This is a genomic window from Haloterrigena gelatinilytica, assembly GCF_013342145.1.
Classification (GTDB): Archaea; Halobacteriota; Halobacteria; order Halobacteriales; family Natrialbaceae; genus Haloterrigena; species Haloterrigena gelatinilytica.
Genome location: NZ_JABUQZ010000001.1, coordinates 3,198,741 through 3,219,377 on the forward strand (window position 1 = coordinate 3,198,741; position 20,637 = coordinate 3,219,377).

Annotated in this window: 21 protein-coding genes; 12 read left to right on the forward strand and 9 right to left on the reverse strand. The window is 67.0% G+C overall.

Annotation, left to right across the window (positions count from 1 at the left end; translation table 11 throughout):
• Positions 1-425 precede the first annotated feature (425 nt).
• From HTZ84_RS15915 to HTZ84_RS15925, 3 genes are all read left to right on the forward strand, one after another.
• Positions 426-656, forward strand: coding sequence for a MarR family transcriptional regulator (locus tag HTZ84_RS15915; RefSeq protein ID WP_174681574.1), 231 nt, complete (start codon positions 426-428; stop codon positions 654-656).
• 247 nt (positions 657-903) lie between these two features.
• Positions 904-1,434 (forward strand): 50S ribosomal protein L16, encoded by a 531-nt coding sequence (locus tag HTZ84_RS15920; RefSeq protein ID WP_174681575.1) that lies wholly within the window; start codon positions 904-906, stop codon positions 1,432-1,434.
• 279 nt (positions 1,435-1,713) lie between these two features.
• A complete protein-coding gene (locus tag HTZ84_RS15925; RefSeq protein WP_174681576.1) occupies positions 1,714-2,586 on the forward strand; it encodes an ATP-grasp domain-containing protein in 873 nt (290 codons plus the stop codon).
• A 30-nt stretch (positions 2,587-2,616) separates the two neighbouring features.
• On the opposite strand, the gene HTZ84_RS15930 is transcribed toward HTZ84_RS15925, so the two are convergent.
• Complete coding sequence (locus HTZ84_RS15930) at positions 2,617-3,018, reverse strand: Hsp20/alpha crystallin family protein (protein WP_174681577.1); 402 nt, start codon at positions 3,016-3,018, stop codon at positions 2,617-2,619.
• Positions 3,019-3,128: 110 nt separating this feature from the next.
• Complete coding sequence (locus HTZ84_RS15935) at positions 3,129-4,142, reverse strand: type II glyceraldehyde-3-phosphate dehydrogenase (RefSeq protein WP_174681578.1); 1,014 nt, start codon at positions 4,140-4,142, stop codon at positions 3,129-3,131.
• A gap of 258 nt (positions 4,143-4,400) precedes the next feature.
• On the opposite strand from HTZ84_RS15935, the gene HTZ84_RS15940 reads away from it, so the two are divergent.
• Together HTZ84_RS15940 and HTZ84_RS15945 are read left to right on the forward strand one after the other, a co-directional pair.
• Positions 4,401-4,766, forward strand: a complete 366-nt coding sequence (locus tag HTZ84_RS15940; protein WP_174681579.1) for a DUF7857 domain-containing protein — start codon at positions 4,401-4,403, stop codon at positions 4,764-4,766.
• A complete protein-coding gene (locus tag HTZ84_RS15945; RefSeq protein ID WP_174681580.1) occupies positions 4,763-5,461 on the forward strand; it encodes a MinD/ParA family ATP-binding protein in 699 nt (232 codons plus the stop codon). Before HTZ84_RS15940 ends, HTZ84_RS15945 begins: the two co-directional genes overlap by 4 nt.
• Positions 5,462-5,519: 58 nt before the next feature.
• On the opposite strand, the gene HTZ84_RS15950 is transcribed toward HTZ84_RS15945, so the two are convergent.
• Entirely contained in the window at positions 5,520-6,863 is a 1,344-nt protein-coding gene (locus HTZ84_RS15950; protein ID WP_174681581.1) for a DUF7125 family protein, read from the reverse strand.
• 497 nt (positions 6,864-7,360) lie between these two features.
• Between HTZ84_RS15950 and HTZ84_RS23050 the strand changes: the two genes are divergently transcribed.
• The 5 genes from HTZ84_RS23050 (at position 7,361) to HTZ84_RS15970 (ending at position 10,990) form a co-directional block, all read left to right on the forward strand.
• Positions 7,361-7,486 (forward strand): DUF7859 family protein, encoded by a 126-nt coding sequence (locus HTZ84_RS23050; protein WP_012941507.1) that lies wholly within the window; start codon positions 7,361-7,363, stop codon positions 7,484-7,486.
• Positions 7,487-7,633: 147 nt separating this feature from the next.
• Positions 7,634-7,861 (forward strand): hypothetical protein, encoded by a 228-nt coding sequence (locus HTZ84_RS15955; protein WP_174681582.1) that lies wholly within the window; start codon positions 7,634-7,636, stop codon positions 7,859-7,861.
• Between the two features lie 87 nt (positions 7,862-7,948).
• Positions 7,949-9,043, forward strand: a complete 1,095-nt coding sequence (locus HTZ84_RS15960; protein ID WP_174681583.1) for an aminopeptidase — start codon at positions 7,949-7,951, stop codon at positions 9,041-9,043.
• 222 nt (positions 9,044-9,265) lie between these two features.
• Positions 9,266-10,444 (forward strand): inorganic phosphate transporter, encoded by a 1,179-nt coding sequence (locus HTZ84_RS15965; RefSeq protein ID WP_174682604.1) that lies wholly within the window; start codon positions 9,266-9,268, stop codon positions 10,442-10,444.
• A gap of 129 nt (positions 10,445-10,573) precedes the next feature.
• Complete coding sequence (locus tag HTZ84_RS15970; protein WP_174681584.1) at positions 10,574-10,990, forward strand: universal stress protein; 417 nt, start codon at positions 10,574-10,576, stop codon at positions 10,988-10,990.
• A gap of 12 nt (positions 10,991-11,002) precedes the next feature.
• On the opposite strand, the gene HTZ84_RS15975 is transcribed toward HTZ84_RS15970, so the two are convergent.
• The 4 genes from HTZ84_RS15975 to HTZ84_RS15990 form a co-directional block, all read right to left on the reverse strand.
• Positions 11,003-11,512, reverse strand: a complete 510-nt coding sequence (locus HTZ84_RS15975) for a cupredoxin domain-containing protein (RefSeq protein ID WP_174681585.1) — start codon at positions 11,510-11,512, stop codon at positions 11,003-11,005.
• A 99-nt stretch (positions 11,513-11,611) separates the two neighbouring features.
• A complete protein-coding gene (locus HTZ84_RS15980) occupies positions 11,612-12,277 on the reverse strand; it encodes an alpha/beta hydrolase (RefSeq protein WP_174681586.1) in 666 nt (221 codons plus the stop codon).
• Positions 12,274-12,894: a VOC family protein gene (locus tag HTZ84_RS15985; RefSeq protein WP_126663797.1), complete on the reverse strand. Its 621-nt coding sequence runs from the start codon at positions 12,892-12,894 to the stop codon at positions 12,274-12,276. Before HTZ84_RS15985 ends, HTZ84_RS15980 begins: the two co-directional genes overlap by 4 nt.
• A 5-nt stretch (positions 12,895-12,899) precedes the next feature.
• Entirely contained in the window at positions 12,900-13,520 is a 621-nt protein-coding gene (locus HTZ84_RS15990) for an NAD(P)/FAD-dependent oxidoreductase (RefSeq protein WP_174681587.1), read from the reverse strand.
• Between the two features lie 405 nt (positions 13,521-13,925).
• Here HTZ84_RS15990 and HTZ84_RS15995 point away from each other — a divergent pair, with 405 nt between their 5' ends.
• Positions 13,926-15,017, forward strand: a complete 1,092-nt coding sequence (locus tag HTZ84_RS15995; protein ID WP_174681588.1) for a glutamate-cysteine ligase family protein — start codon at positions 13,926-13,928, stop codon at positions 15,015-15,017.
• 77 nt (positions 15,018-15,094) lie between these two features.
• Here the strand turns inward: HTZ84_RS15995 and HTZ84_RS16000 are convergent, their stop codons facing one another.
• Both HTZ84_RS16000 and HTZ84_RS16005 read right to left on the reverse strand, forming a co-directional pair.
• Positions 15,095-18,256, reverse strand: a complete 3,162-nt coding sequence (locus tag HTZ84_RS16000; RefSeq protein WP_174681589.1) for a thermonuclease family protein — start codon at positions 18,254-18,256, stop codon at positions 15,095-15,097.
• A 204-nt stretch (positions 18,257-18,460) separates the two neighbouring features.
• Positions 18,461-19,699: a C45 family autoproteolytic acyltransferase/hydolase gene (locus HTZ84_RS16005; protein ID WP_174681590.1), complete on the reverse strand. Its 1,239-nt coding sequence runs from the start codon at positions 19,697-19,699 to the stop codon at positions 18,461-18,463.
• Between the two features lie 414 nt (positions 19,700-20,113).
• Here HTZ84_RS16005 and HTZ84_RS16010 point away from each other — a divergent pair, with 414 nt between their 5' ends.
• Complete coding sequence (locus HTZ84_RS16010) at positions 20,114-20,545, forward strand: hypothetical protein (protein ID WP_174681591.1); 432 nt, start codon at positions 20,114-20,116, stop codon at positions 20,543-20,545.
• Positions 20,546-20,637: the final 92 nt, after the last annotated feature.

The window sequence follows — 20,637 nt, forward strand, 5'->3', positions numbered from 1 at the left end:
TCGGTTCGCTCGACTGGCACCGAAATTAGGATCCGGGCCGAAAGCGATCGGAATCGGTCAATAGGGGGCTCGAGACTGCTATTGTCGCAGTACCGGCCCCTGGTCTTAATATTCCTTATATGGTCTGCGAGCGCCTGATCTCGCGCCACTAATATTGTGATAAAGTGATACACAGTTATTCTGTTTCTAGTCGTTTCCGGCAACGTTCGCCCGCAGTCATTTTCCAGTTCCAGTAGGGTGATCCATCTCGTGAATATCAGCCTCGGCTAGAGAGAACCGCTCGCACGCGACGAGCGGATTCCCTCGTCTCCGCATCTACTGTGACATCCGTATTCTAAGGCATATAATGTCACTAGTACTCTTTTCCGAATATGAACTCGGTGTGCAATAGCTTTATACAGATGTTCGTCGATTGTGTAACTACGATGATGGAACAGACCCACGCCGATCCCGGCCTCACCGAACTGCCGACCGAACTCAACTCCGCACAGGGGAAGCTCGTCTACCTCTACCTCGAGGCGACTGACGGGGCGACGGTCGACGAACTGGGCCAGGTGCTTTCCATGCGGAAGATCGACATCCTGAGCGTCTGCAACTCCCTCTCGAGCCAGCAGCTGATCGAGAAGTGCGACGGAACGTACGTGCCGACTCGCTGATTTTCCGCACCGACCGTACCGCGTCGGGCGCGCGCCGATCGCTCGTCACCGAGCCGCCGGCTCGTCGGTTGTCGTCCGACCCCGCCTCGAGGACGGACCCGCTCGCGTCGGATTCCGAATTGCTGGTCGGGTTCCGACTACTGCCGACCCCGTTCGTCGGCCTTCGGGACCGCGGACCCGCATCCAGCGCGCGCTTCGAAGCCTTTATCCGCACGGTAGGCCTGCGTTTTCGTAAGTAACCACAACCATGTCCGACAAACCCGCCTCAATGTACCGGGAGATTAGCAAGCCGGCCTACACGCGACGCGAGTACATCACCGGCATCCCGGGCTCCAAGATTGCACAGCACAAGATGGGCGACATCAGCGCCGATCCCGAGGACTACCCGGTCCAGATCAGCCTCATCACCGAGGAAGAGGTTCAGCTTCGCCACGGAAGTCTCGAGGCCTCGCGCCTCTCGGCCAACCGCCACATGCTGAAAAACGCCGGCGAGAACAACTACAAGATGATCCTCCGGAAGTTCCCCCACCACGTCATCCGCGAGAACAAGCAGGCGACGGGTGCGGGTGCGGACCGTGTTTCCGACGGGATGCGACAGGCCTTCGGGAAGATCGTCGGCACCGCCGCGCGTATCGACGCCGGCGAGCGCATCTTCACCATCTGGTGTGACGTCGACGACGCCGACTTCGCCAAGGACGCGCTGCGTCGCGCCTACAACAAGATCTCGCCGCCGTGCCGTATCGTCGTCGAGAAGGGCGAAGAGCAGCTTATCGCATAACGAACTTTTCCTCTGCGGGTGCGCCGCAGGCGCACCCTCGGGAAAACTTCGATGAAAAGCACTCCTCCTTCCGTTCCGAACGCGTAGCGTTCTCCACGTCAGTCGTCGGCCCGCTCGCTTGGCCTCCGGCCTCGCTCGCGGTTGTTTTCCGGGTAATAGCCTGCCCTCCCCCGAGTCGTGCGTCTCTCGCGTCTGCTCGAGACGTACTCCCGGCCAACTGTTTCGGTCGGTTCGCATGTCTCGAGCACCTTTTTACATCTCTACTCCCGAGTGCCGACTATGATCGATCTCGCGGTAGCGAACGCGAAACAGACGTTCCGGCGGATGCAAGCGCCGCTGTCCGAGCGGGGAATACGGGTTCATCACGTGCCCGTGCGCGAGCGCACGATCGCGCTCGGCGATCCGCCGTGGGACCCCGACGACTACGACGTGGGGTTCGTCTACCCCGGCCGACTCATGGAGGGCGGCGTCGCCGACGCCCTGCTCGAGATCCCGTGGCTCAACGACCACGAGACGGTGCTGACCTCGCGGAACAAGGCCGAAGTGATCGCGCGACTCGAGCGAGCCGATCTGCCGGTTCCGGAGTCGGTCTACGTCTCGAACGACGTCGGCGAAGCGGAGCTGACCGCCGTCTTCGAGCGGTTCGACCCGCCGGTGGTCGTCAAGCCGAACTCGACGACCCGCGGCGTCGGCGTTGCGAAGGCCCACGACCTCGATTCCTTCCTCGGGATCTGCGACTACCTCTCGCTGGTCCACGATTACAAGGCGACGGGCGACCAGTCGTTTCTCGTCCAGGAGTACCTCTCCGACGCGACCGACTACCGCGTGATGGTCCTCGAGGGCGAGTACGTCGGCGCCGTCGAGCGACGACTGCCCGACGAGGCCGTCGCCGAGAGCCAGTGGAAGCACAACGTCCACCGCGGCGCGGAGGCGACGGGCGTCGAGTTGCCCGAGGAGTACCGCGAGCTGGCCGAACGCGTCGCTGACGAACTCGAGATTCCGTTCCTCGGTGTCGATCTCCTCGAGACGGACGACCGACTGGTGGTCAACGAGACGAACGCGCGGCCGACGATCGACGACGAAACGAAGTACGAACCGGACTTCTACGATCGACTCGCGGACGCGATTCGAACGGCTGCCGACCGGCAGTGAAAACGAGGGACCCGACCGCGACGGCCCGGATTACTCGAGACTGATACCCGAGGACTGCTCCGCGGGATCGAAGACGACCTCGAGGACGCCGTTGTTGTAGGTCGCCGAGGCGGTGTGTTCGTTGACGCGGGTCGGCAGGGAGACGCGCTCGTCGTATTGGCGGTGCTCGCTCTCGGCGGAGATGGTCAGGGTCTTCCCGTCGCACTCGAGTTCGATGTTGTCCTTCTCGACGCCAGGGAGATCGGCGACGACCCGGATCTCGTCGTCGGTCTCGTGGATGTCGACGTGGGTGTCCATGCCGAAGCCGTTACCGACGTCGCTCGAGGAGGAGAAATCGACGTTCGCGTCCGCGCCGTTCATCATTTCGTTCATCATTCGTTCGATTTCGCGGAACAGGTCGTCGAAGGGTTCGTCGCGGTCGTCTCGGCGCATGCGAAACGATAGTGGACCGCGGGCCAAAAACTTTCTGTCGTCACTAGTTGTTTGGGGTGAACGTAACCGACGAGCGGCGAGATCGGATCCGCGAGGAAGCGACGGCGCTGCTACAGCCCGATGCCCATCGTCTCGTCGGTCGTCTGGATGCTTTCCTCCGCGTCGGCCTCGCCGAGCACCGCTCGGATCGCGTCGACGTTCTCGGGGACGACGTCGCTCTCCTGGTGGATCCCCTGGAAGAGGTAGAGGTCGTTGCCGACCGTCGAAACCGACTCCTCCCAGATGCAGTTCTCCCAGACGTCGCCGCGCGGGCGGCCCGCGTCCAGCGCGTACTCCTTGAGCTTCCCGCTGCCGTCGATATCCATCCGCTCCGGGATCTGGAAGAGCCGGGACTCCTCGGCGAACAGGTCGCGAACCTCGGCGGCGTCGACCTCCTCCTCGAGGGTGACGTTCAGGCTGTGCATGTGCATCAGCGTCGCGGGTACCTTCATGCCCAGCGTGTCGATGTCCAGATCGTCGAAGATGGTCTCGACGTCGGGGCCGTGGTGGGAGGGGATCGTGACCGGGTTCGGCAGGATGTCGTTGATCGGGCCGCGGGAGGTCTGGCCGGGGTCGCCGCCCCGCCGGACGAGCGTCGCGCGGACCTTCTCGACGCCGTAGGCCTCGCGCAGGGGCGCGATCACGCGGGAGAGGCCGGTCGTGTTACAGGAGACGACGCGGACGTGGTCGGCCCCGGTCGCGTCCTCGAAGTTCGAACGGGCGTTGAAGCTGGTGTCGACGAGGTCGGCGTCCTCGCCGCCCTGATAGAGCGCGGGCGTGTCGTACTCCTCGTACATCGACTTGTTCTCGGCGCCGATACCGGAGGGCGTGGCGTCGACGACGATGTCGGCCGCGTCGACGAGGTCTTCGACGGGACCGGCGATCTCGAGGCCGGCTTCCTCGAACTGATCGGCCCGTTCCTCGACGGCGGCGTAGAGCGGGAACCCCTTGTCGACGGCCGTCTCGGCCTCGAAGTTGGGACGCGTTTTGGCGACGCCGCGAACCTCCATATCGGGCTGTTCGCGGACGGCGTCCGCGACGCGTTTGCCGATCGTGCCGTAGCCGTTGATCGCGACCTGGATCATGTACCCGGGAGTCCACTACCGAGGGGGATAACCGTTTCGAGGCTTCTCGACCGATTTTAACTCGAAAGAGAGTTTTACGCGGATTTCCGTAGCGATTCAGCGATCCGGAACGGTCGCGAACGGCGGTCGGATCGGTACCGCGCCGGTCGTCGGCGATGCGAGTCGGCGCCAGAGATTCCGCTACTCCCTCGTTCGAAGGGCGACGCATTACCGCACCGGTGATGTAATTTATATGTCATCGAGCGCGATAATCGTGGCATGGTCGAGGTGGAAGCGACGTGTGAGCGCCGCGAGGACGTGACGCTGGTCCGGGCGACCGTCACCAACGCTCGGTCGACGCCGCAGACGATTCGCCTGCGGAGCCGACTCGAGGGACCGATCTGGCCGCCGCGGGCGGGGTCGGTCGCGGCCCCCGAATGGGACGACGACGAGTGGACGGGGACGGTCAAACCGGGCCGGACGCGCGGCCTCGGATTCGCCAGTCCGGCGCCCCCGATCGAGTCACCGGTCGAACTCGCCGAGGCGTGCCGAGCGGACGGTGACGAGTCGCCCTCGTCGAAGACCGTCCTCGCAGACCTCGAGGAGTGGGCGCCGACGACCGACGTCCTCTCGCGGGAGCTATGATCGTCGCGGTAACCGGCGGCAAGGGAGGGGTCGGCAAGTCGACGACGTCGCTCAACCTCGGGTACGAACTCGACGCGGTCGTCGTCGACGGCGACCTCGCGACGGCCGATCTCCCGACGGGGACCGGCCCCGACCTCCACGACGTCCTCGCCGGCCGCGCCGACCCGGTCGCGGCCGTCGAACGGTTCGGACCGGTTCGCTACCTCTCCTGCGGACGGACCCTGGCCGGCGCCCGTGCGGCGGATCTCTCCGCGCTCGACCGCGTCGTCGAGCGGCTCGAGCGGGAGTTCGGCCGGGTCGTCATCGACTGTCCCGCCGGCCTCGCGAGGGACGTGGGGACGCAACTCGAGACGGCCCACCTCGCCGTCCTCGTCACGACGCCCGACGAAGCCGCGCTCGTCGACGCCGTCCGGACGCGACGCGTCGCGGCCGATCTGGAGACGCCGATCGCGTCGGTCGTCCTCAACCGGGCCGACCGCGACGAACACGATGATTTCGCGAGTCGCGTCGAAGAAACGTTCGGTGCGACGACCACGGTCGTCGGAAATCGAGCGACGATCGACGACGCCCAGTCGCGGTGGCTGCCCGTCGACGACGTCGATCCGGACTGTCCGGCGGTCGGCGCGTTCGACGAGATCGCCCGGACCGTCGAACGGTCCGAACAGCGGCTCTCGAGCCGTATCGGCGTGCGCTGATCGAGCGACCGCCACGTCGACGGCGCGGCGTCGATAGAACGATAGACCTCTCAGTTCGCTACTCGTCGGCTCGACGCTCGCCGGCGACGCCCGAATCGGAGCCGGCGACCAGTTCCTCGTCTGCCGGCACCGTAATCGCGTTCGACGTTCCGTCGAAGCGCAGTTCGATCGTCTCGGAGAAGCCGCAGTCGGCGCGGTGTTTCGGAACCGAAAGGTAGTGTTCGACGTCCGCGTCGGCGCCGGGCGAGACGGTCTCGAGTTCGAGCACGACGTCCGCGAAGTGGGTCGTTATCTCGCGGTTTTCCGGGACCGTTCGCGTCGGACAGTGGAGGACGGCGACGCCGTCGGTCTCGACCATCCCGTCTTTGAGGTCGTTCATGAACGCGACGTAGGCCTCCCTGTCGCGGCGCTCGAGCGCGCTCGCGGTGTCGACGAGCAGGTTCGCGCCGTCGGGAACCTTGTCGAGGAGGTCCCGGAACCGGTCGAAGAGCGCCGACCCCTCGCCGTCGATCCGGCGGACCGTCGGGGAGCCGGTCTCGAGCGTCGACGCCTCGATCGCGCGGTCGACGTTCCGTTCGGAGCGACGCGTCGTGACGTACAGCGAGCCGCGGACGGCCGTCGTCTGGTAGAGGAACTGTTCGCTCTGACTCGCCGGATCGGCCGTCAGCGCGACGACGGTGCCGGGCGGGACGCCGCCGCCGAGTCGGCGGTCGAGGGCGTCGATACCGGTCCTCAGCAGTTCGTCGGCGGACGCCGGCGGCGTCCGGGCCGCCGCGTTCTTCGTCCGGAGCGTCCGCACGATCTCGTCGTAGACGGCCCGGGAGTCGTCGCTCGACAGCGGGTCGTCGATCTCGGGAACGACGCCCAGTACGGGTACGTCGACCCACGACCGGACCGTCTCGGGGACGTCGGACGACCGGTTGATGATCGCGCCGAGCACCGGGACGCCGAGCCGGTTCGCCATCTCGATAGTCGTCTCGGCGGCGTCCAGACTCCGGTCGTCCGCGGTCGTGACGACGATCACCCCGTCGGCGACCGAGAGCGGATCGACGACGTCGGGGCCCGCACCAGACGGGCAGTCGATCAGCGACTGCACCGAGTCGGGTGCCAGCCGATCGAGGGCCGCCTCCGTATCGAGTTGCGAGGAGGGTTTGGGCGCCGGGAGTAACGCGACGTTCGACGAGCGCGGATCCCTTTGGGCGACCTGCAGTACGTCGTCTTCCCCGCGTGCCGCCGCGAGCGTCGGTTCGCGATCGATGCCGCCCCTGACGTGGAGGTTCGGAAGCTGTCGGTCGGCGTCGACCGCGAGCGCGGGCGTTCCGCCACGACCGAACGCTTCGGCGAGGCCCAGCGTCGTCGTCGTCTTGCCACAGCCACCTTTCGCACCGGCGATTGCGATCATGACTCGGTTAGGCTTCGGCTTCCTATTTGAACGTGTACACGAAGCCGCCGAATACCGGTCCCGCTGCTCGAGAGTCGTCGCGGACCGATCGGTGGGCCGCTATCGACGCGCAGTACGAGACGAAACCGACTCCGACGGCGATCCACAGGAACCTCACGTCAGCGGGACCGTCGCGTCCCACCGTCCCGTCGGAACCGCGACTGGAGAGGGTGCGACTCGACGGCGCGGCCGCCGATCGCCCGCGTCGGATCGAAGCGGTCGGGGATGGGAGGGTGATAGCTGGGCCGCGGGCGATCCGTCTCGATCGCGCCGTCGCGGGCCGCGACCAAGACGCACGCTCGACTACGTTCCACCGAAGAATATAGTCAGCGCAAGGTGAAACATCGGTTTGAGTTTATTTCGGTCGCCAAACGCAACGATCACGCCCGAATCGAGTCGCGTCGCCAACACGTGACCGAGGTCGAAACGATTTTGCGCGCTGACACGGTACCCCCGGTATGTTCGATCTCATCCCCGACGACCCCGTCATCATCGCCATCGTGGTGATCCTCCTCACGTTGATCTTCTTCTCGTACCTGCTCATCCGACGGACCATCCTCGAGTTCCGGGATGGCATGCGGTAATCGAACGCCCGTCGTCGGAGGCGATGCTGAGCGCCGTCCGGTACGCCGCGACTGCCATCGTTTGACCGAGTCCGATCCGCTGTTTCGATCGAATAGCGACTGCCGACAACCGTTGTGGCCTCGAGAGGGTCCGGAGCGTCCGAGACCGTGAGCGACGCCGACTCCGCCCGCCCGCCGCGCTCGCCGGCCCGCGAACTCGTTCTCGCGTTGCGCACCGCGGCGTTCGCGCTGCTCGTCCTCGGCTTCAGCGGCTGGGTGATCGACGAGGGCGGCGAGGTCAGCCTCGAGTCGCCGTTCGCGCTCGCGTTCGGGCTGGGCGTCGGCTGTGCACTCGCGTCGATCTACCTCGGAATCTTTCTGGCGAACAGGGACTGAGTCGACGACCCGTTCGGCCCGGCGTCGGCCGCCGGATCCGGGTGTCGATGCGAAAACGGTATCCCCGCGGTCCCAGACGTCTGTCATATGGACCCACGTATCCGCGAACACGCCGAGGTCATCGCGAACCACTCGGTCGACCTGCAGGAAGGCGATAACGTCGTCGTCGACGCCCACCCCGTCGCCGAGGACCTGGTCGTCGCCCTCCACGAGGTCATCGGCGATCAGGGTGCGAACCCGGTGACGGTCAGCCAGCGCACGGGCGAGCGCCAGCGGCGGGCCTTCCTCCGGGCGGGCGACGACGAGTACGAGACGCCCGAGCACGAACTCGCGCTCATCCGGAACACGGACGTCTACATCGCCATCCGCGCCAGCGACAACGTCACTCAGACCAGCGACGTCGATCCCGAGACGCAGGCCGCTTACCGGCAGGCCCACCGCCCGATCCTGGAGGAACGACTCTCGAAGCGCTGGTGTCTCACCCAGTATCCCGCGCCGGCCAACGCCCAACTGGCCGAGATGAGCACGGAGGGCTACGAGAACTTCGTCTGGGACGCCGTCAACAAGGACTGGGAGGAACAGCGCGAACACCAGGAGCACATGGTCGAGATCATGGACCCCGCCGAGGAGATCCGGATCAAAAGCGGCGACACGACCGACGTCACGATGTCGATCGCCGGTAACCCGACGCTCAACGACCACGGCGAGCACAACCTGCCCGGCGGCGAGGTCTTCACCGCGCCCCAACCCGACAGCGTCGAGGGGGAGGTGCTGTTCGACATGCCCCTCTATCATCAGGGCCGGGAGATCACGGACGTCTACCTCGAGTTCGAGGGCGGCGAGGTCGTCGATCACTCGGCGGCGAAGAACGAGGACGTCCTGACGGAAGTCCTCAATACGGACGAGGGCGCGCGCCGACTCGGCGAACTGGGTATCGGCATGAACCGCGACATCGATCAGTTCACCTACAACATGCTGTTCGACGAGAAGATGGGCGATACGGTCCACATGGCGGTCGGCCGGGCCTACGACGACACCGTCGGCGAGGGCAACGAGGCCAACGATTCGGCGGTCCACGTCGACATGATCGTCGACATGAGCGAGGATTCGGTTATCGAAGTGGACGGAGAAGTGGTGCAACGCGACGGGACGTTCCGGTTCGAGGACGGATTCGAACAGTAGGACCGCGAGCAAACGCAGTGAGTAAGCGGCCTTCTCGCGCACGACGGCGCAAGCGAGGGTTCGAAAGCGCCGTGCGCCTTCGGTAGTTTTTATCGACGGTTTTGCGCCTGCGACGGACGCTTCGAACCTGTGAACAGAGAGCGGTATGACAGCGCCGGGGAGACTCTGTCACTTCCATAATCCACAAATATTTCGCATAACGTATCGATGGATGATACACTGATGTCCGCGCTGTTGCTCGGCGTCGGCGTTCTCGTCGCGGTCTTCGTCGGCTACAACATCGGCGGTTCGACGACCGGGCCGGCGTTCGGGCCCGCCGTCGGCGCCGACGTGATCGGGAAGGGCGTCGCGGCGGCGCTCATGTCCGTTTGTTTCGCGCTCGGGGCCCTGACCGTCGGTCCGGAAGTCGTCGAGACGCTCGCGGGCGATCTCCTTCGGGACCAGTCGGTCTTCACGCTTCGCTCGAGCGCCGCCGTCCTGCTGGTGATCGGCGGGGCGTTGTTCCTGGGCAACTACGCGGGCGTCCCCACCTCGACGTCGATGACCGCCGTCGGCGCGGTCGCCGCGCTGGGGTTTGCGGCCGGCGAACTCGACCGCGCCGTGCTCGGCGAGATCGTCACGTGGTGGCTCGTCGCACCGGTCGTCGGCTTCTGGGTCGCCGGCGTCGTCGGTCGGTACTGGTATCCGCGGCTGCACGCGTGGCTCGCGCTCGAGGACGGTCGGCGAGAGCGACCGCTCGTACGGGTGGTTTCGTCGGGAATCACGCCGCGGCCCGTCGTCGAATCGACCGACGGACGACGCGAGCTATCGGGGGCGATCGTCGTCGTCGCCGTCGGCTGTCTGATGGCCTACGCATCGGGAACGAGCAACATCGCCAACGCCGTCGCGCCGTTGTACGCGACCGGCGAACTGGAACTCGACCCGCTGCTCCTGCTCGGCTCGGCCGCCGTCGCCGTCGGCGCGTTCACGATCGCCCGACGAACCCTCGAGACGCTGGGCAACGACATCACGGCGCTGCCGCTGCCGGCGGCGATCGTCGTCGCCGTCATCAGTTCGGCGATCGTCGTGAGCCTCTCGGCGGTCGGCATCCCCGCGAGTTTCGTCATCGTGGCGACGATGAGCATCGTCGGACTGGGTTGGGGGCGGGCGTCCCGGACGCCGACGCTCACCGACGTCGCCCGCGGCGAGGACGCGCCGACCGCCGTCGGCGCGCTGGCCGCCGACGGAGAGCGCGATTCGCCGGCGTCCAGCGCGCAGGAGACCGCCGACGCGCCGGAGGCGGCGTCGCTGTTCGATCCCTCGACGACGGCCCGTGTCGTCGTGATGCAGAACGTCGTCCCGATCGTCGCGACGGTCGGGGCGTTCGTGTTGTTCGAGTTCGTTCCGATCTTCGGGCACTGAGCGCGTCCTTCGGTCGATCGGCCCGTTCGGTGGCGACGGCCGACGGTCGCACGAGCGGGCGCCGAGACGCCGCGTTCGATCCCGGGCCCAGCGGACGGGTTTATATCAGCGGACGCGCTATTTGCGACCATGAAAGTCCTCGTCGCATACGACGGCTCCGCGCCCGCACAGAAGGCAGTAGAATACGCGTTCGACGAGTACGCCGACGAGGAGATCGTCCTGTTGCGCGTCGTCGAGTTCGCGGACGGCTACACGGAAGCGAGCATCAGGGCCATTCAGGACTTGCTCGACGACCGCGAGGAGGAAGCCGCCGCGAAACTGCGCGAGGACCTGATGGATCTCGTCGACACGAGCGGCGTCGATTTCCAGATGGACGTCGCCTCCGGCGATCCCGCTCGAGAGGTCGTCGAGTACGCCGAGGAGAACGACGTCGACCACATCCTCGTCGGCAGCCACGGCCGACAGGGCGTCTCGCGGATCCTGCTGGGCAGCGTCGCCGAACGGATCGTTCGCCGCGCCCCCGTCTCGGTCACCCTCGTTCGGTGAGCCCTCGAGGGGTCAGATGAGTTCGACGGACCCCTTCTGTCCCGCCGGCTGGTACTCGCAACGGTAGGTGTCCATCTCGGCGGTCGCTTCGAAGACGAGCGTCTCGCGCTCGCCCTCGACGTCGGTGCCGTCGGTCGAGTAGTCCTCGACGACGTCGCGGTTCTCGTCCCAGAACGCGAAGTTGTGGTGGATGCCGTCCTTGTTCTCCCAGGTGACCTCGTACTCGCGGCCCTCGACGAGGACGAGCGTCGGGTTCTCGACGCCCTCGATCGCGCTCGGCTCGAGGCCGAGCCAGCCCCCGACGTAGCCGTCGAACCGGAGCGACTCGACGTCGCGCCACGCCTCGGGATCGGTGTCGCCCTCGACCGCCGTCGCCTGATCGAGTCCGGGTTCGGGCTCGTCGGCCTCCGAGTCCGCACCGCCCAGACAGCCGGCGACGGAGACGGTCGCGACCGCGCCGGCTACCGTCGACAGGACCGTCCGCCGATTCGCACCGCGCCGGTTCGCGCCGTTCGGTGCCATAGTAGTCCTACGCCGTTGAGGTGGATAAGCGCCAGTCACGGCGGTAGTGAGTATCACCCGCGGCGAAACGTCGCGGCGAACGGCGCCGGCGGCCGGGTATCAGTTATCGACGAGGTCCGCGACCATTCCGGCGACGAACTCGAGTTCGTCCTCGTTGACGCCGTGGCCCATCCCCTCGTAGAGCCGTTTGGTGACGTCGGCGTTCATGGACTCGAGGACGTCGGCCGTCTCGTGGACGCGCTCCTCGGGGATGTGGGGGTCGACGTCGCTGCAGCCCAGAAAGACCGGCGTCTCCTCGAGGTCGCCCGCCGCGTCGAGGTAGTCGTCGGGATCGACGTCCGCGCCGATGAGGCCGCCGCTCAGGGCGGCGAGGCCGCCGTACCGCCGCGGGTTGCGGGCGACGAACTCGCTGGCGAGGCAGGCCCCCTGCGAGAAGCCCATCAGCATGACGCGCTCGGTCGGGATGCCGGCGTCGTCGGCCTCCGAGATCGCGTCGCTGATCGCCCGCAGGCCCGAGGTTCGACCGGGCTCGTTCCGCTCGACGGGCTCGAGGAAAGAGTTCGGGTACCACGTCTTGCGGGCCGCCTGCGGCGCGAGGAAGGCGACGCCCTCCCGGCCGACTTCGGTAGCCATCTGAACCATTCCCTGCGCGGTCGCGCCGCGGCCGTGCGTGAGGACGATCGCGGCCTCGGCGTCCTCGAGGACGGTGCCGCCCGTTACGAGGGGCTGGCCCTGGTGGGGACCGTCGACGTCGTCGGCGCTCATTCGACACCACCGACGCCGGCGTCGGCGTCGGGCAGGTCGTGTTCGACGACCTCGAGGCCCAGCGCCTCGATCGCGCCGCGGAGGTGCTCGTCCTTGGCGTAGTCGGCGCCGTCCTCCTCGCGGAGTTCCTGGGCCTTCGCCAGGACCTCACCGCGGCGGTCGTCGGGGATCTCGTACTTGTCCGTCGAGAGCTCGATCACCAGCCCGTTGTTGTCACGGGTGTAGATCGAGTGGAAGATGCCCCGGTCGAAGACGTTGTAGCCGTGGCCCGCGTCCTCGAGCGCCTGCATCGTGTCCTCGTACTCGTCGGGGTCGACGCTGAAACAGAGGTGGTGGACGGCGCCGACGCCGGCCCGCTGGCCGCGGGCGGAGGGCCGGTCGTCGCTGACGAAGAAGGTGAGGATGCGTCCGTCTCCGGTGTCGAAGAACAGGTGGGTCTGCGAGGGGTCGTCGAGGTTCGGCTGGCGGAGCACGAGGGGCATGCCGAGCAGGTCGCGGTAGAACTCGATCGTGTCGGCCTCGTTGCTCCCCCAGATGGTGATGTGGTCGGTTCCGGTCGTGTGGACGGGGCTGTCGGGCAGTTCGGGCGTGACTGGGTTGGGGTGATCCTGTGACATGGTGATTACTCCGCGACCAGTTCGCCGAAGACGCGCTCGGCGTCCGCGGGAACGTCGAAGTCGTGGTAGTGTTCGCCCTTTTCGCTCGAGAGGATGTTGAGTGCTGCGGCGGCGCCGTCGCCGACGGCGATGGCGGCCTGCCACTCCTCGGGGCGGACCATCGCGCCCGTCGCGTAGGCGCCGGAGACGCTGGTCTCCATCTCGACGCCGACGTCGACGGTGCCGTTCTCGGCGAAGTCGACGCCCAGTTCTTCCGCGAGGTCGCGGTTCGCGCCCGTCGCGAGGACCACGTAGTCGGCCTCGTAGGTGTCCTCGTCGGTCTCGACGGCGAAGCCGCCGGCGGTTTCCTCGACGCCGGTCACTCCCTCTCCCTGTCGCCGGTCCGCGCCGAAGTCGTCGACCTGCTGGCGGGCCGTCGCCATGAACTCGCTGCCGCCGACCGAGCCGATTCCGAGGTAGTTGAACAGGTGTGCCTTGTGCATCCAGGTCTCGTCCGTGTCGAACACCGTCGTCTCGAGGCCGTTCTTCGCGGTGAAGAGCGCGGCGCTCAGGCCGGCGGGGCCGCCGCCGACGACGATCACAGATGCGTTGCGTTCGGAGTCGTCCGCAGACGTCTCGTCGCTCATGTAGTTACAGAATGTTACCGCAGCCGTATGAACCCCGCAGAGACGCCGGGTCAACTACGTAACACGCGTGTTACCGGGTCGGCGATCGAACGGCGAGCGGCCGGTCGCCCCGACGGTCGACCCGCACCTGCAGATCCGCGACCGACGTATCGCTCGAGCGGACAAACAGTCTCACCGCACCGTCCGTATTTTTGCGATAAACAGCCTCTACTCACTAATATCGCCCTGGCGTGCGCAGGCTCAACCGGTTCAAGCAAAACCGGCCAATCCTGACAGTACGGAACAGAACCACCCGGCGCCGGCCCGCGATCTCGTCCCCCCGCGGCCGTCGGCGCCTTCCATCAGCCGTGGCCCGGTGACGGCTTGCTCGAGGGCCACCCGATACAGCAGCCCACGGAGACATCCATGAACACAAGCCTCGAGGTGGAATACTGGGTCATCGACGACGACGGCGACCTGGTTTCACCCGGATCACTGCTCGACTACTCCGAACAGATCGATCCAGAGTTCGTCGAACCGATGCTCGAGATCAAGACGACGCCCTGCTCGTCGACGGCCGAGCTCCGCGAGGAGTTCCTCGGTCTGATCGAGGAGATCGTCGACGCGGCACGCGAACGGGACAAGCGACTCGTCCCGCTGGCGACGCCGCTGCACGCCGCCCCGTCGGAGATCCCCTACCGCGACAAGCGGGGGACCGACCTCCAGCGGCGGATCGTCGGCCCGGCGTTCGACGACGCGAGAGTCTGTGCGGGCACGCACATACACTTCGAGCAATCGAACGTCGCCGACCAGTTGAATATGCTGACGGCGCTCGATCCCGCCTTCGCGCTCGTGAACAGTTCCTCGCACTACCGCGGCGAGCACATCCTGGAGTGCGCCCGGCCGTTCCTCTACCGGCGCTCGTGTTACGAGCCCTGCCCCGAACAGGGCCAGCTCTGGCCCTACGTCGACAGCGTCGCGGAGTGGGAGGAAGAACTCGAGAACGCCTACGACTGCTTCCGCGAGCGCGCGCTCGAACGCGGCGTCGATCCCGACGCGTTCGACGAGGCGTTCGACCCCTACGACGCGGTCTGGACGCCGGTCCGACTGCGGAAAGCGATGCCGACCGTCGAGTGGCGCTCGCCGGACGCGGCGCTGCCGAGTCAGGTACTGCGCCTCGCCGAGACGGTCCGCTCGCTCGTCAGCCGCGCCGACGCCCGCGGGACCGCGATCGGCGACGGCGACCCGACCGACACCCACGGCGACAACGAGGGCGCGGTGACCCTCCCGTCGTTCGACACCGTCGAAACCGTCACCGACGCCGCGATCCACGACGGCCTCGAGGACGCGAGCGTCCGGAACTACCTACAGAACCTCGGATTCACGCCGTCGGCGTACGACCCGCTGGCCGGCCGACTGCCCGACGAGCGGTTCTCGAAACGCCGGGCGAAAAAACTGCGACTCGAGGCCGCACGGGGACTCGAGGCCGACCTCGAGCGGCGTCGGGTTCGAGCCTGACGGAGCGCCGCGCTCGAGCGGAAGCGGAGCCGAAGCGACTCTCGATCGGGATCGCGGTCGGAGTTAGCGGTCTGCGATCAGAACCACGATCCTGAGCCGGACCGTCCGCGCCCCTTCTTGCGACGCCCGCGACCGTTGTGATTCCCGTGGCCCGGCGCGGTTGAGCTGTTACCCGGTCCGTTCCCGCGATGACCCGGCGCGTGGCCGCTGTTTCCGGGAGCGTCCCCACCCCCCTTCTCGTCGGTCCAGTCCCTCGAAGGGTCGTACGCATCGAACAGCGGAAGCGAGTCGTCGAACGCGGTCGTCTCGAGGACCGTCGGGTCGTCCCCGAGGTGTCGCTCCTCGTCGGCGACTGCGTCCGCGTTGAACCGGAGGTCCGTCCGGAGCTTCGCGGCGACGGCGTTGAGGTGGCGCGTGTGCTCGGCGGCGGCCGCGGCGCTGCCGAGCAAGACGACGGCGCCGCCGGCCTTTCGGTACCGGCGCAGGGCGAGGAGTTCGCCGATCTCGAGCTCCCGGGCGGGCGCGCTGAGCAACACGGCCCGCGGTAGCTCCGTCTCCGTCTCGGCGGGCAGCGTCTCCGCGAGGTCGTTGATCTGTCGCAGCCGGAGGCCGACCCCCTCGAGGTACCGCTGGTAGTACATACAGTCCTCGAGCGAGATCGAGCCCGCGGCGTTGAACTGACCCTGTCCGCCGGCGATGAGGACGTCGCCGTCGGCGTCGCTCGCAGAGAGCGCGTCGATCAGGTTCGTCAGGAACGGGAAGTTACCGTAGTCGCTCGTGTCGACGCCGAACGCCTCGTCGGCCTCGTAATCCTCGTGGATCGGGATTCCGCCGACCAGCGCGACGCGGCGACGCTCGTCGACGCCGACGAGCGGAATCTCCCCGTCGTCGTACGCGATCCCGGCGGTCTCGAGGCGCTGATCGGCGCTCGGCTCGGCCGCGACCGCGACGCGGTCGTCCTCGAGTCGACCGCCGTGTCGGCCGCGCGCGCTGCGGACGCTCCGGGCCGACGGGAGGTACAGGTCCTCGACCGGCTCGTTCCGAATTTCGGCGAGTGCGTCGAAATCGGCCGCCGACCAGACTCCCCGGCCCGCGGCGAGGGCGTCCTCCTCGAGCGCGGCGAACTCGTCGTGGGCCGCAAAGCCCGAGGAGTAGACGCGGGCGTACCCCTCGGCGACGATTTCCCGGTTGTAGTTCGTCGAGAAGGAACCGCTCTCGAAGTCGGCTTCGAACGCGTCGGGATCGTAGCGGACGGAGCCCAGCAGGCGGCCGTAGTTGCCCCGCAGCGGTTCGGCCTCGTCGAAGGTGACCTTCACGTGGCGCCCCTCGAGGTCGGACTCGTCGACCGCCGCGCCCTCGGGTGCGAGTCGCTCGAGGGCGAACTCGGCCGCCCGCTCGCCCCAGTCGTGCAGGTGGTCGTCGGCGCCGTCGGGGATGCCGAACCACTCCTCGGGAGTCGCCTCCGTCGGCGGTGTCTCCGCGGTGTCGACGCCGACGTTGCGCACGACCTCGCGGTAGCCGTACTCGGTGTCGAACTCGACCTCGACGGTGTCGCCGTCGAACACGCGGACGATCCGCCCGTCGTACTCGCCGTCGCGCTCGAACTCGATATCGACGCCGTCCCGGCCGCCGAAGTAGTCGAACTCGGGCGAGAAGTCGGTCGCGAGCGGAACGTACTCCGGGCCGGCGTTGCGGACCTCGTCCTCGACCTGGCCGCCGTTGAACCGGAACGCGAGGTCCAGTCGCTCGGCGATTTCGTTTACGTTTCCGGTCCGATCGTTGCCGCCGAAGTCGGACTGGTCGAACAGGAAGAGGGCGCCGCCGTCATCGACGAACGACTCGAGCGCCTCGAGTTCGGCGTCGGTGAACGCCCAGTTCGGCGTCGTGACGACGAGGCCGTCGGCGTCCGCGAGCCCGATCGCGGCCTCCGCCTCGCCGAGGTACGACCGGTCGAAATCGCTCGTCTCGAAGACGTAGTCGTCCCAGCCGGACGTCGCGTCCTCGACCTGGTCGTCGTTGAACCGGAAGCCGAGGTCGAGTCGCTCGGCGATCGCGTTCAGGTGAGCCGTCTCGGCGTGACCGCCGAAGTCCGACTGGTCGTGGAGGAAGACGGCCCCGCCGTCGGCGACGAACGCCTCGAGGGCCGCGAGTTCGGCGTCGGTGAACGACTCGGCGGGCGTCGTGATCACGACCGCGTCGGCGTCCGCGGCGTCGCCACCGCTCGATCCGCTCGCCGAGCCCTCGAGGACCGCCAGCAGGTCGTCGGTGGCCTCGACGGCGTACCCCTCGCGCTCGGCGTCGGCGATGAACGTCTCGAACCGCCGGCTATCGTAGTACTGGTCGTGGCTCTCGTCCCAGTAGACCGTCTCGCCGTCGACGATGTCGTCCCAGACGCCCAGGAGGAACGCGCGGTTCTCGTCGTGATCGCTGTCGTCCGCCGCGAGCGGTGCGCCGAGACCGACCGCGCGGTCGTCGCGCGTGATCAGCGGAATCCGCTCGTCGTCGGCGTAGCGGTACGGTTCGGCGTCCGACCGATCGACGTTCGTCGCCGTCGGTTCGGCCCACGCGAGCACCTCGAGGGCGTCCGCGGCCGCCACGCGGTCCTCGGTGAGCGCATCGCCCGCGGGCGAGACCTGACTCGCCGTCGAGTAGAACTCGAGGGTCGGCCCGTCGGTCTCGAACTCCTCGAGCGGGCGCAGGTCGTAGCCGTTGTCCTCGGCGTAGCGCCGGAAGACGGTGTGACTCGAGAGGTCCCAGTACTGGCGGTGGCTCTCGTCCCACAGCACCGTGCTGTCGGGACCCATCAGTTCGTCCCAGACCTCGAGTACGAACTCCTCGTTGCCGACGTCGAACCCGCCGCGCTCGTCGCTGAGGAAACCGGCGCTACCGATTCCCATCACGTTCTCGTCCTGCGAGATCAGCGGGATGCGCCCGTCCTCGTAGGAGACGACGTCGGACTCGTCGGTGCCGCCGCTGGCCGTCGTCACGTACGCGTCTTCGGAGGCCCACGCGACGACGTGGTTCTCGTCGGTCAGTTCGCCGTACTCGGCGCTGGTCTGAGCGGCCGTCGAATAGAACGAGAGCGCTTCGAGGCCCTCGTCCGCACCCGCGTCTGCAGAAGCGGCGCCGCGGGCGCTCGACGACCCGGAGATCGCGAGCGTCCCGGTCGTTGCACCGAGCAGCGAAACGAACGATCGGCGATCCAGTCGACGCGCATGGCCGTTCGGAAGGGAACCCATGCGTGAACGTTTTAGTTGACTTAGATGAACGTTCGTAATAGCAGTACGTTCCGGTATGTAATCGGTGCGGGCAATCAGAACCCAGTGGAACCGATCAGAGCCCTGTTTTCGTACAACAGAACCCCCTCTACTTCCGATTCGAATCAATGGGGTGGCCGAGACCAGAACTCGGAGCTGACCTATCGAACGCGCAGCGGGAGCCGCTCAATGCAAGCGATCGAGCCACCGCTGGCCGGTCCGGAGATCGGTCGGCACCTCGTCGCCGAACGCACAGCGGGTCCGATCGGTCTCGCAGGGGTTGCCCGCCGCGACCTCGATCTCGGGCGAGCCGCCCTCGAAGACGGCCGTGCTCGCGGTCGTCAACTGCCCGAAGGCGTGGGGTTCGTCCGTCTCCGGCTCGGGGTGGCGACAGATCGAGTCGTCGCCCGGTCCGTTCGCGTGGTCGCGCGCGATCGCCCAGAGGTCGTCCCGATCGAGGCGCTCGTCGCCCTCGAGCAACTCGAGCGCGCGCTGTCGGCGTTTCGTCGAACTCTCGGCCTCGGTCGACTCCGAGCGGACGAAGTGGTTCGTTCGCGTCACCACGGGACCGTCGTCGACGAAAATCCGCTCGGACGCGGGATCGACCTCGAGCAGGACGGCGTCGGTGTCGTCGGCCAGAAACAGCGTCTGGCCCATCAAACGGCGCGTGGGCCGGGACTCGAGGAACTCGCGAGCCTCCGCGACGGTCGCACACTCCTCGAGAAGCATGCGGATGACGGTGCCGTTTCGCAGTTGGGTCTCGGGCGAGACGTCGACGCCCTCGCCTTCGCAGTCGATGTACGTGTTCGCGGCGACCAGCCCCCGATCGTTGACGCCCTTGAACATCCCGATCGTTCCGCAGGTGTCGATCGTCAGGACGCCGTAGTAGCCGTCGATCGGCGGCTGTTCGACGACCGACTTCGGCCGGGTTCCCCGGCCCGCGATGTCGCGGTTCTTGAGCACCAGCGGGCCGCCGGTGGCGGTGTCCGGCCCCGCGTCGGTCGTCGACTCGGGATCGACCTTCGGCGGCGCGACGAGCGCGTTCGTACACCCCTCCCCGATGCCGTGTCCGACCCCTTTCGGATTCTTCTCCGAACGGCCCTCACCCTCGGCCAGCTCCTCGCACAGCTCGGAGTAGGCGAAGACGTACGCCTCGTAGACCGCCGGATCGACGTCGAACACGTCGGCCATCGCCTCGTAGGCCCGCCGGTGGCGATCGGGGAGGCTCTCCCGACTGCGGCGGCCGTACTCGAGCAGCGGCTCGAGGTCGACGCCCTGCTCGTCGACGATCGACTCGAGTTCGTCGATCGCCCACTCGACGGCCTCGCGCTCGGTCTCGGCGCGCCGTTGCGCGTGCTCGGCGAACGAATCGACGCCGGCGATCGCGTCGTCGTACGCGATGGTGTCGACGGTCGTGTCGTCCATATCGGAAAATGGGACTCGAGGAGGTTGTATCGCCGGCCTGAATTAGTCTCGAGCCGAGTACGACAGCCGTTCGGCGATCAGTGCAGGTGAGCGACGCAGCACTCGGGCTGATCACCCGGTGTGCGGTAGCGCGTGTCGTGTCTGGTGAGCACACAGCGAACCCCGGCGCGAAGCCGCGCGAGGGACGAGCGAGCGGACTCGAGGCGCAAATAGGTACTAAACTAAAGGGTGTACGCGCGTCGGCAGCGGGGATTGGTGATCGTCGCGCGTGGCGATGATCGATGTCTTTCCCCCCGATCCCCACTGTGATGCCGGTGTCCGGCACTGCCGACATTCTATTTAACGTTAGTGGCCGGCATTAGTGTGTCGGAAACGTTCAACTATCCTTGCATTGAGAGATCGAGTACCCCGCTAATGCGAACCCGGCGCAACCTACTGACGGCGTTCGCTAGCGTCGGTACCGCCGGCTGTCTCGAACCGCCGGTGACCGGGTCGCCGCCGTCCCGTCCGCAGGGGAGTTTCGAGTTCGACGTCCGAACGGTCGACGGTGCCGAGCTGGTCCGGATCACGGCGACGAACGTCAGCGGTGCTCCGTCGGGCCCCAGGGTTCGGATCGGCGAGACAGTCGCCTACACTGACGGCCGATACGGCGAGGCGTACACCGCCAGCCGCGAGTACGTCGACGAGTGGGACGACGAGATCGGCTCGGACAACGCCCTCGAGTCGACGACCGGTGACGCGCTCCCCGAAACGCGGCTCCGTATCGACGTCGAACGCGACGAGCGTGACGAATACGTCAGCATCGGGGAGACGGACTTGGCCCATCGACGCTCCCTGACGGAGTGAAATTCCTCGAAGAAAACTACCGTCGCTCACGGACTGGTCGCGACAGAATCGGGCGCGATGGGATTTGAACGACGCCGTCGGCTCGCTACCGC

Bases quoted from the DNA above. Each gene is read 5' to 3' on its own strand.
- HTZ84_RS15960 (WP_174681583.1), top strand. From the start codon at position 7,949: ATGGACCCACGTATCCGCGAACACGCCGAGGTCATCGCGAACCACTCG.
- HTZ84_RS16005 (WP_174681590.1), bottom strand. From the start codon at position 19,699: ATGGACGACACGACCGTCGACACCATCGCGTACGACGACGCGATCGCC.
- HTZ84_RS16000 (WP_174681589.1), bottom strand. From the start codon at position 18,256: ATGGGTTCCCTTCCGAACGGCCATGCGCGTCGACTGGATCGCCGATCG.
- HTZ84_RS15930 (WP_174681577.1), bottom strand. From the start codon at position 3,018: ATGCGCCGAGACGACCGCGACGAACCCTTCGACGACCTGTTCCGCGAA.
- HTZ84_RS15950 (WP_174681581.1), bottom strand. From the start codon at position 6,863: ATGATCGCAATCGCCGGTGCGAAAGGTGGCTGTGGCAAGACGACGACG.
- HTZ84_RS15945 (WP_174681580.1), top strand. From the start codon at position 4,763: ATGATCGTCGCGGTAACCGGCGGCAAGGGAGGGGTCGGCAAGTCGACG.
- HTZ84_RS16010 (WP_174681591.1), top strand. From the start codon at position 20,114: ATGCGAACCCGGCGCAACCTACTGACGGCGTTCGCTAGCGTCGGTACC.
- HTZ84_RS15980 (WP_174681586.1), bottom strand. From the start codon at position 12,277: ATGAGCGCCGACGACGTCGACGGTCCCCACCAGGGCCAGCCCCTCGTA.
- HTZ84_RS15925 (WP_174681576.1), top strand. From the start codon at position 1,714: ATGATCGATCTCGCGGTAGCGAACGCGAAACAGACGTTCCGGCGGATG.
- HTZ84_RS15940 (WP_174681579.1), top strand. From the start codon at position 4,401: ATGGTCGAGGTGGAAGCGACGTGTGAGCGCCGCGAGGACGTGACGCTG.
- HTZ84_RS15975 (WP_174681585.1), bottom strand. From the start codon at position 11,512: ATGGCACCGAACGGCGCGAACCGGCGCGGTGCGAATCGGCGGACGGTC.
- HTZ84_RS23050 (WP_012941507.1), top strand. From the start codon at position 7,361: ATGTTCGATCTCATCCCCGACGACCCCGTCATCATCGCCATCGTGGTG.
- HTZ84_RS15990 (WP_174681587.1), bottom strand. From the start codon at position 13,520: ATGAGCGACGAGACGTCTGCGGACGACTCCGAACGCAACGCATCTGTG.
- HTZ84_RS15935 (WP_174681578.1), bottom strand. From the start codon at position 4,142: ATGATCCAGGTCGCGATCAACGGCTACGGCACGATCGGCAAACGCGTC.
- HTZ84_RS15915 (WP_174681574.1), top strand. From the start codon at position 426: ATGATGGAACAGACCCACGCCGATCCCGGCCTCACCGAACTGCCGACC.
- HTZ84_RS15995 (WP_174681588.1), top strand. From the start codon at position 13,926: ATGAACACAAGCCTCGAGGTGGAATACTGGGTCATCGACGACGACGGC.
- HTZ84_RS15970 (WP_174681584.1), top strand. From the start codon at position 10,574: ATGAAAGTCCTCGTCGCATACGACGGCTCCGCGCCCGCACAGAAGGCA.
- HTZ84_RS15985 (WP_126663797.1), bottom strand. From the start codon at position 12,894: ATGTCACAGGATCACCCCAACCCAGTCACGCCCGAACTGCCCGACAGC.
- HTZ84_RS15965 (WP_174682604.1), top strand. From the start codon at position 9,266: ATGTCCGCGCTGTTGCTCGGCGTCGGCGTTCTCGTCGCGGTCTTCGTC.
- HTZ84_RS15920 (WP_174681575.1), top strand. From the start codon at position 904: ATGTCCGACAAACCCGCCTCAATGTACCGGGAGATTAGCAAGCCGGCC.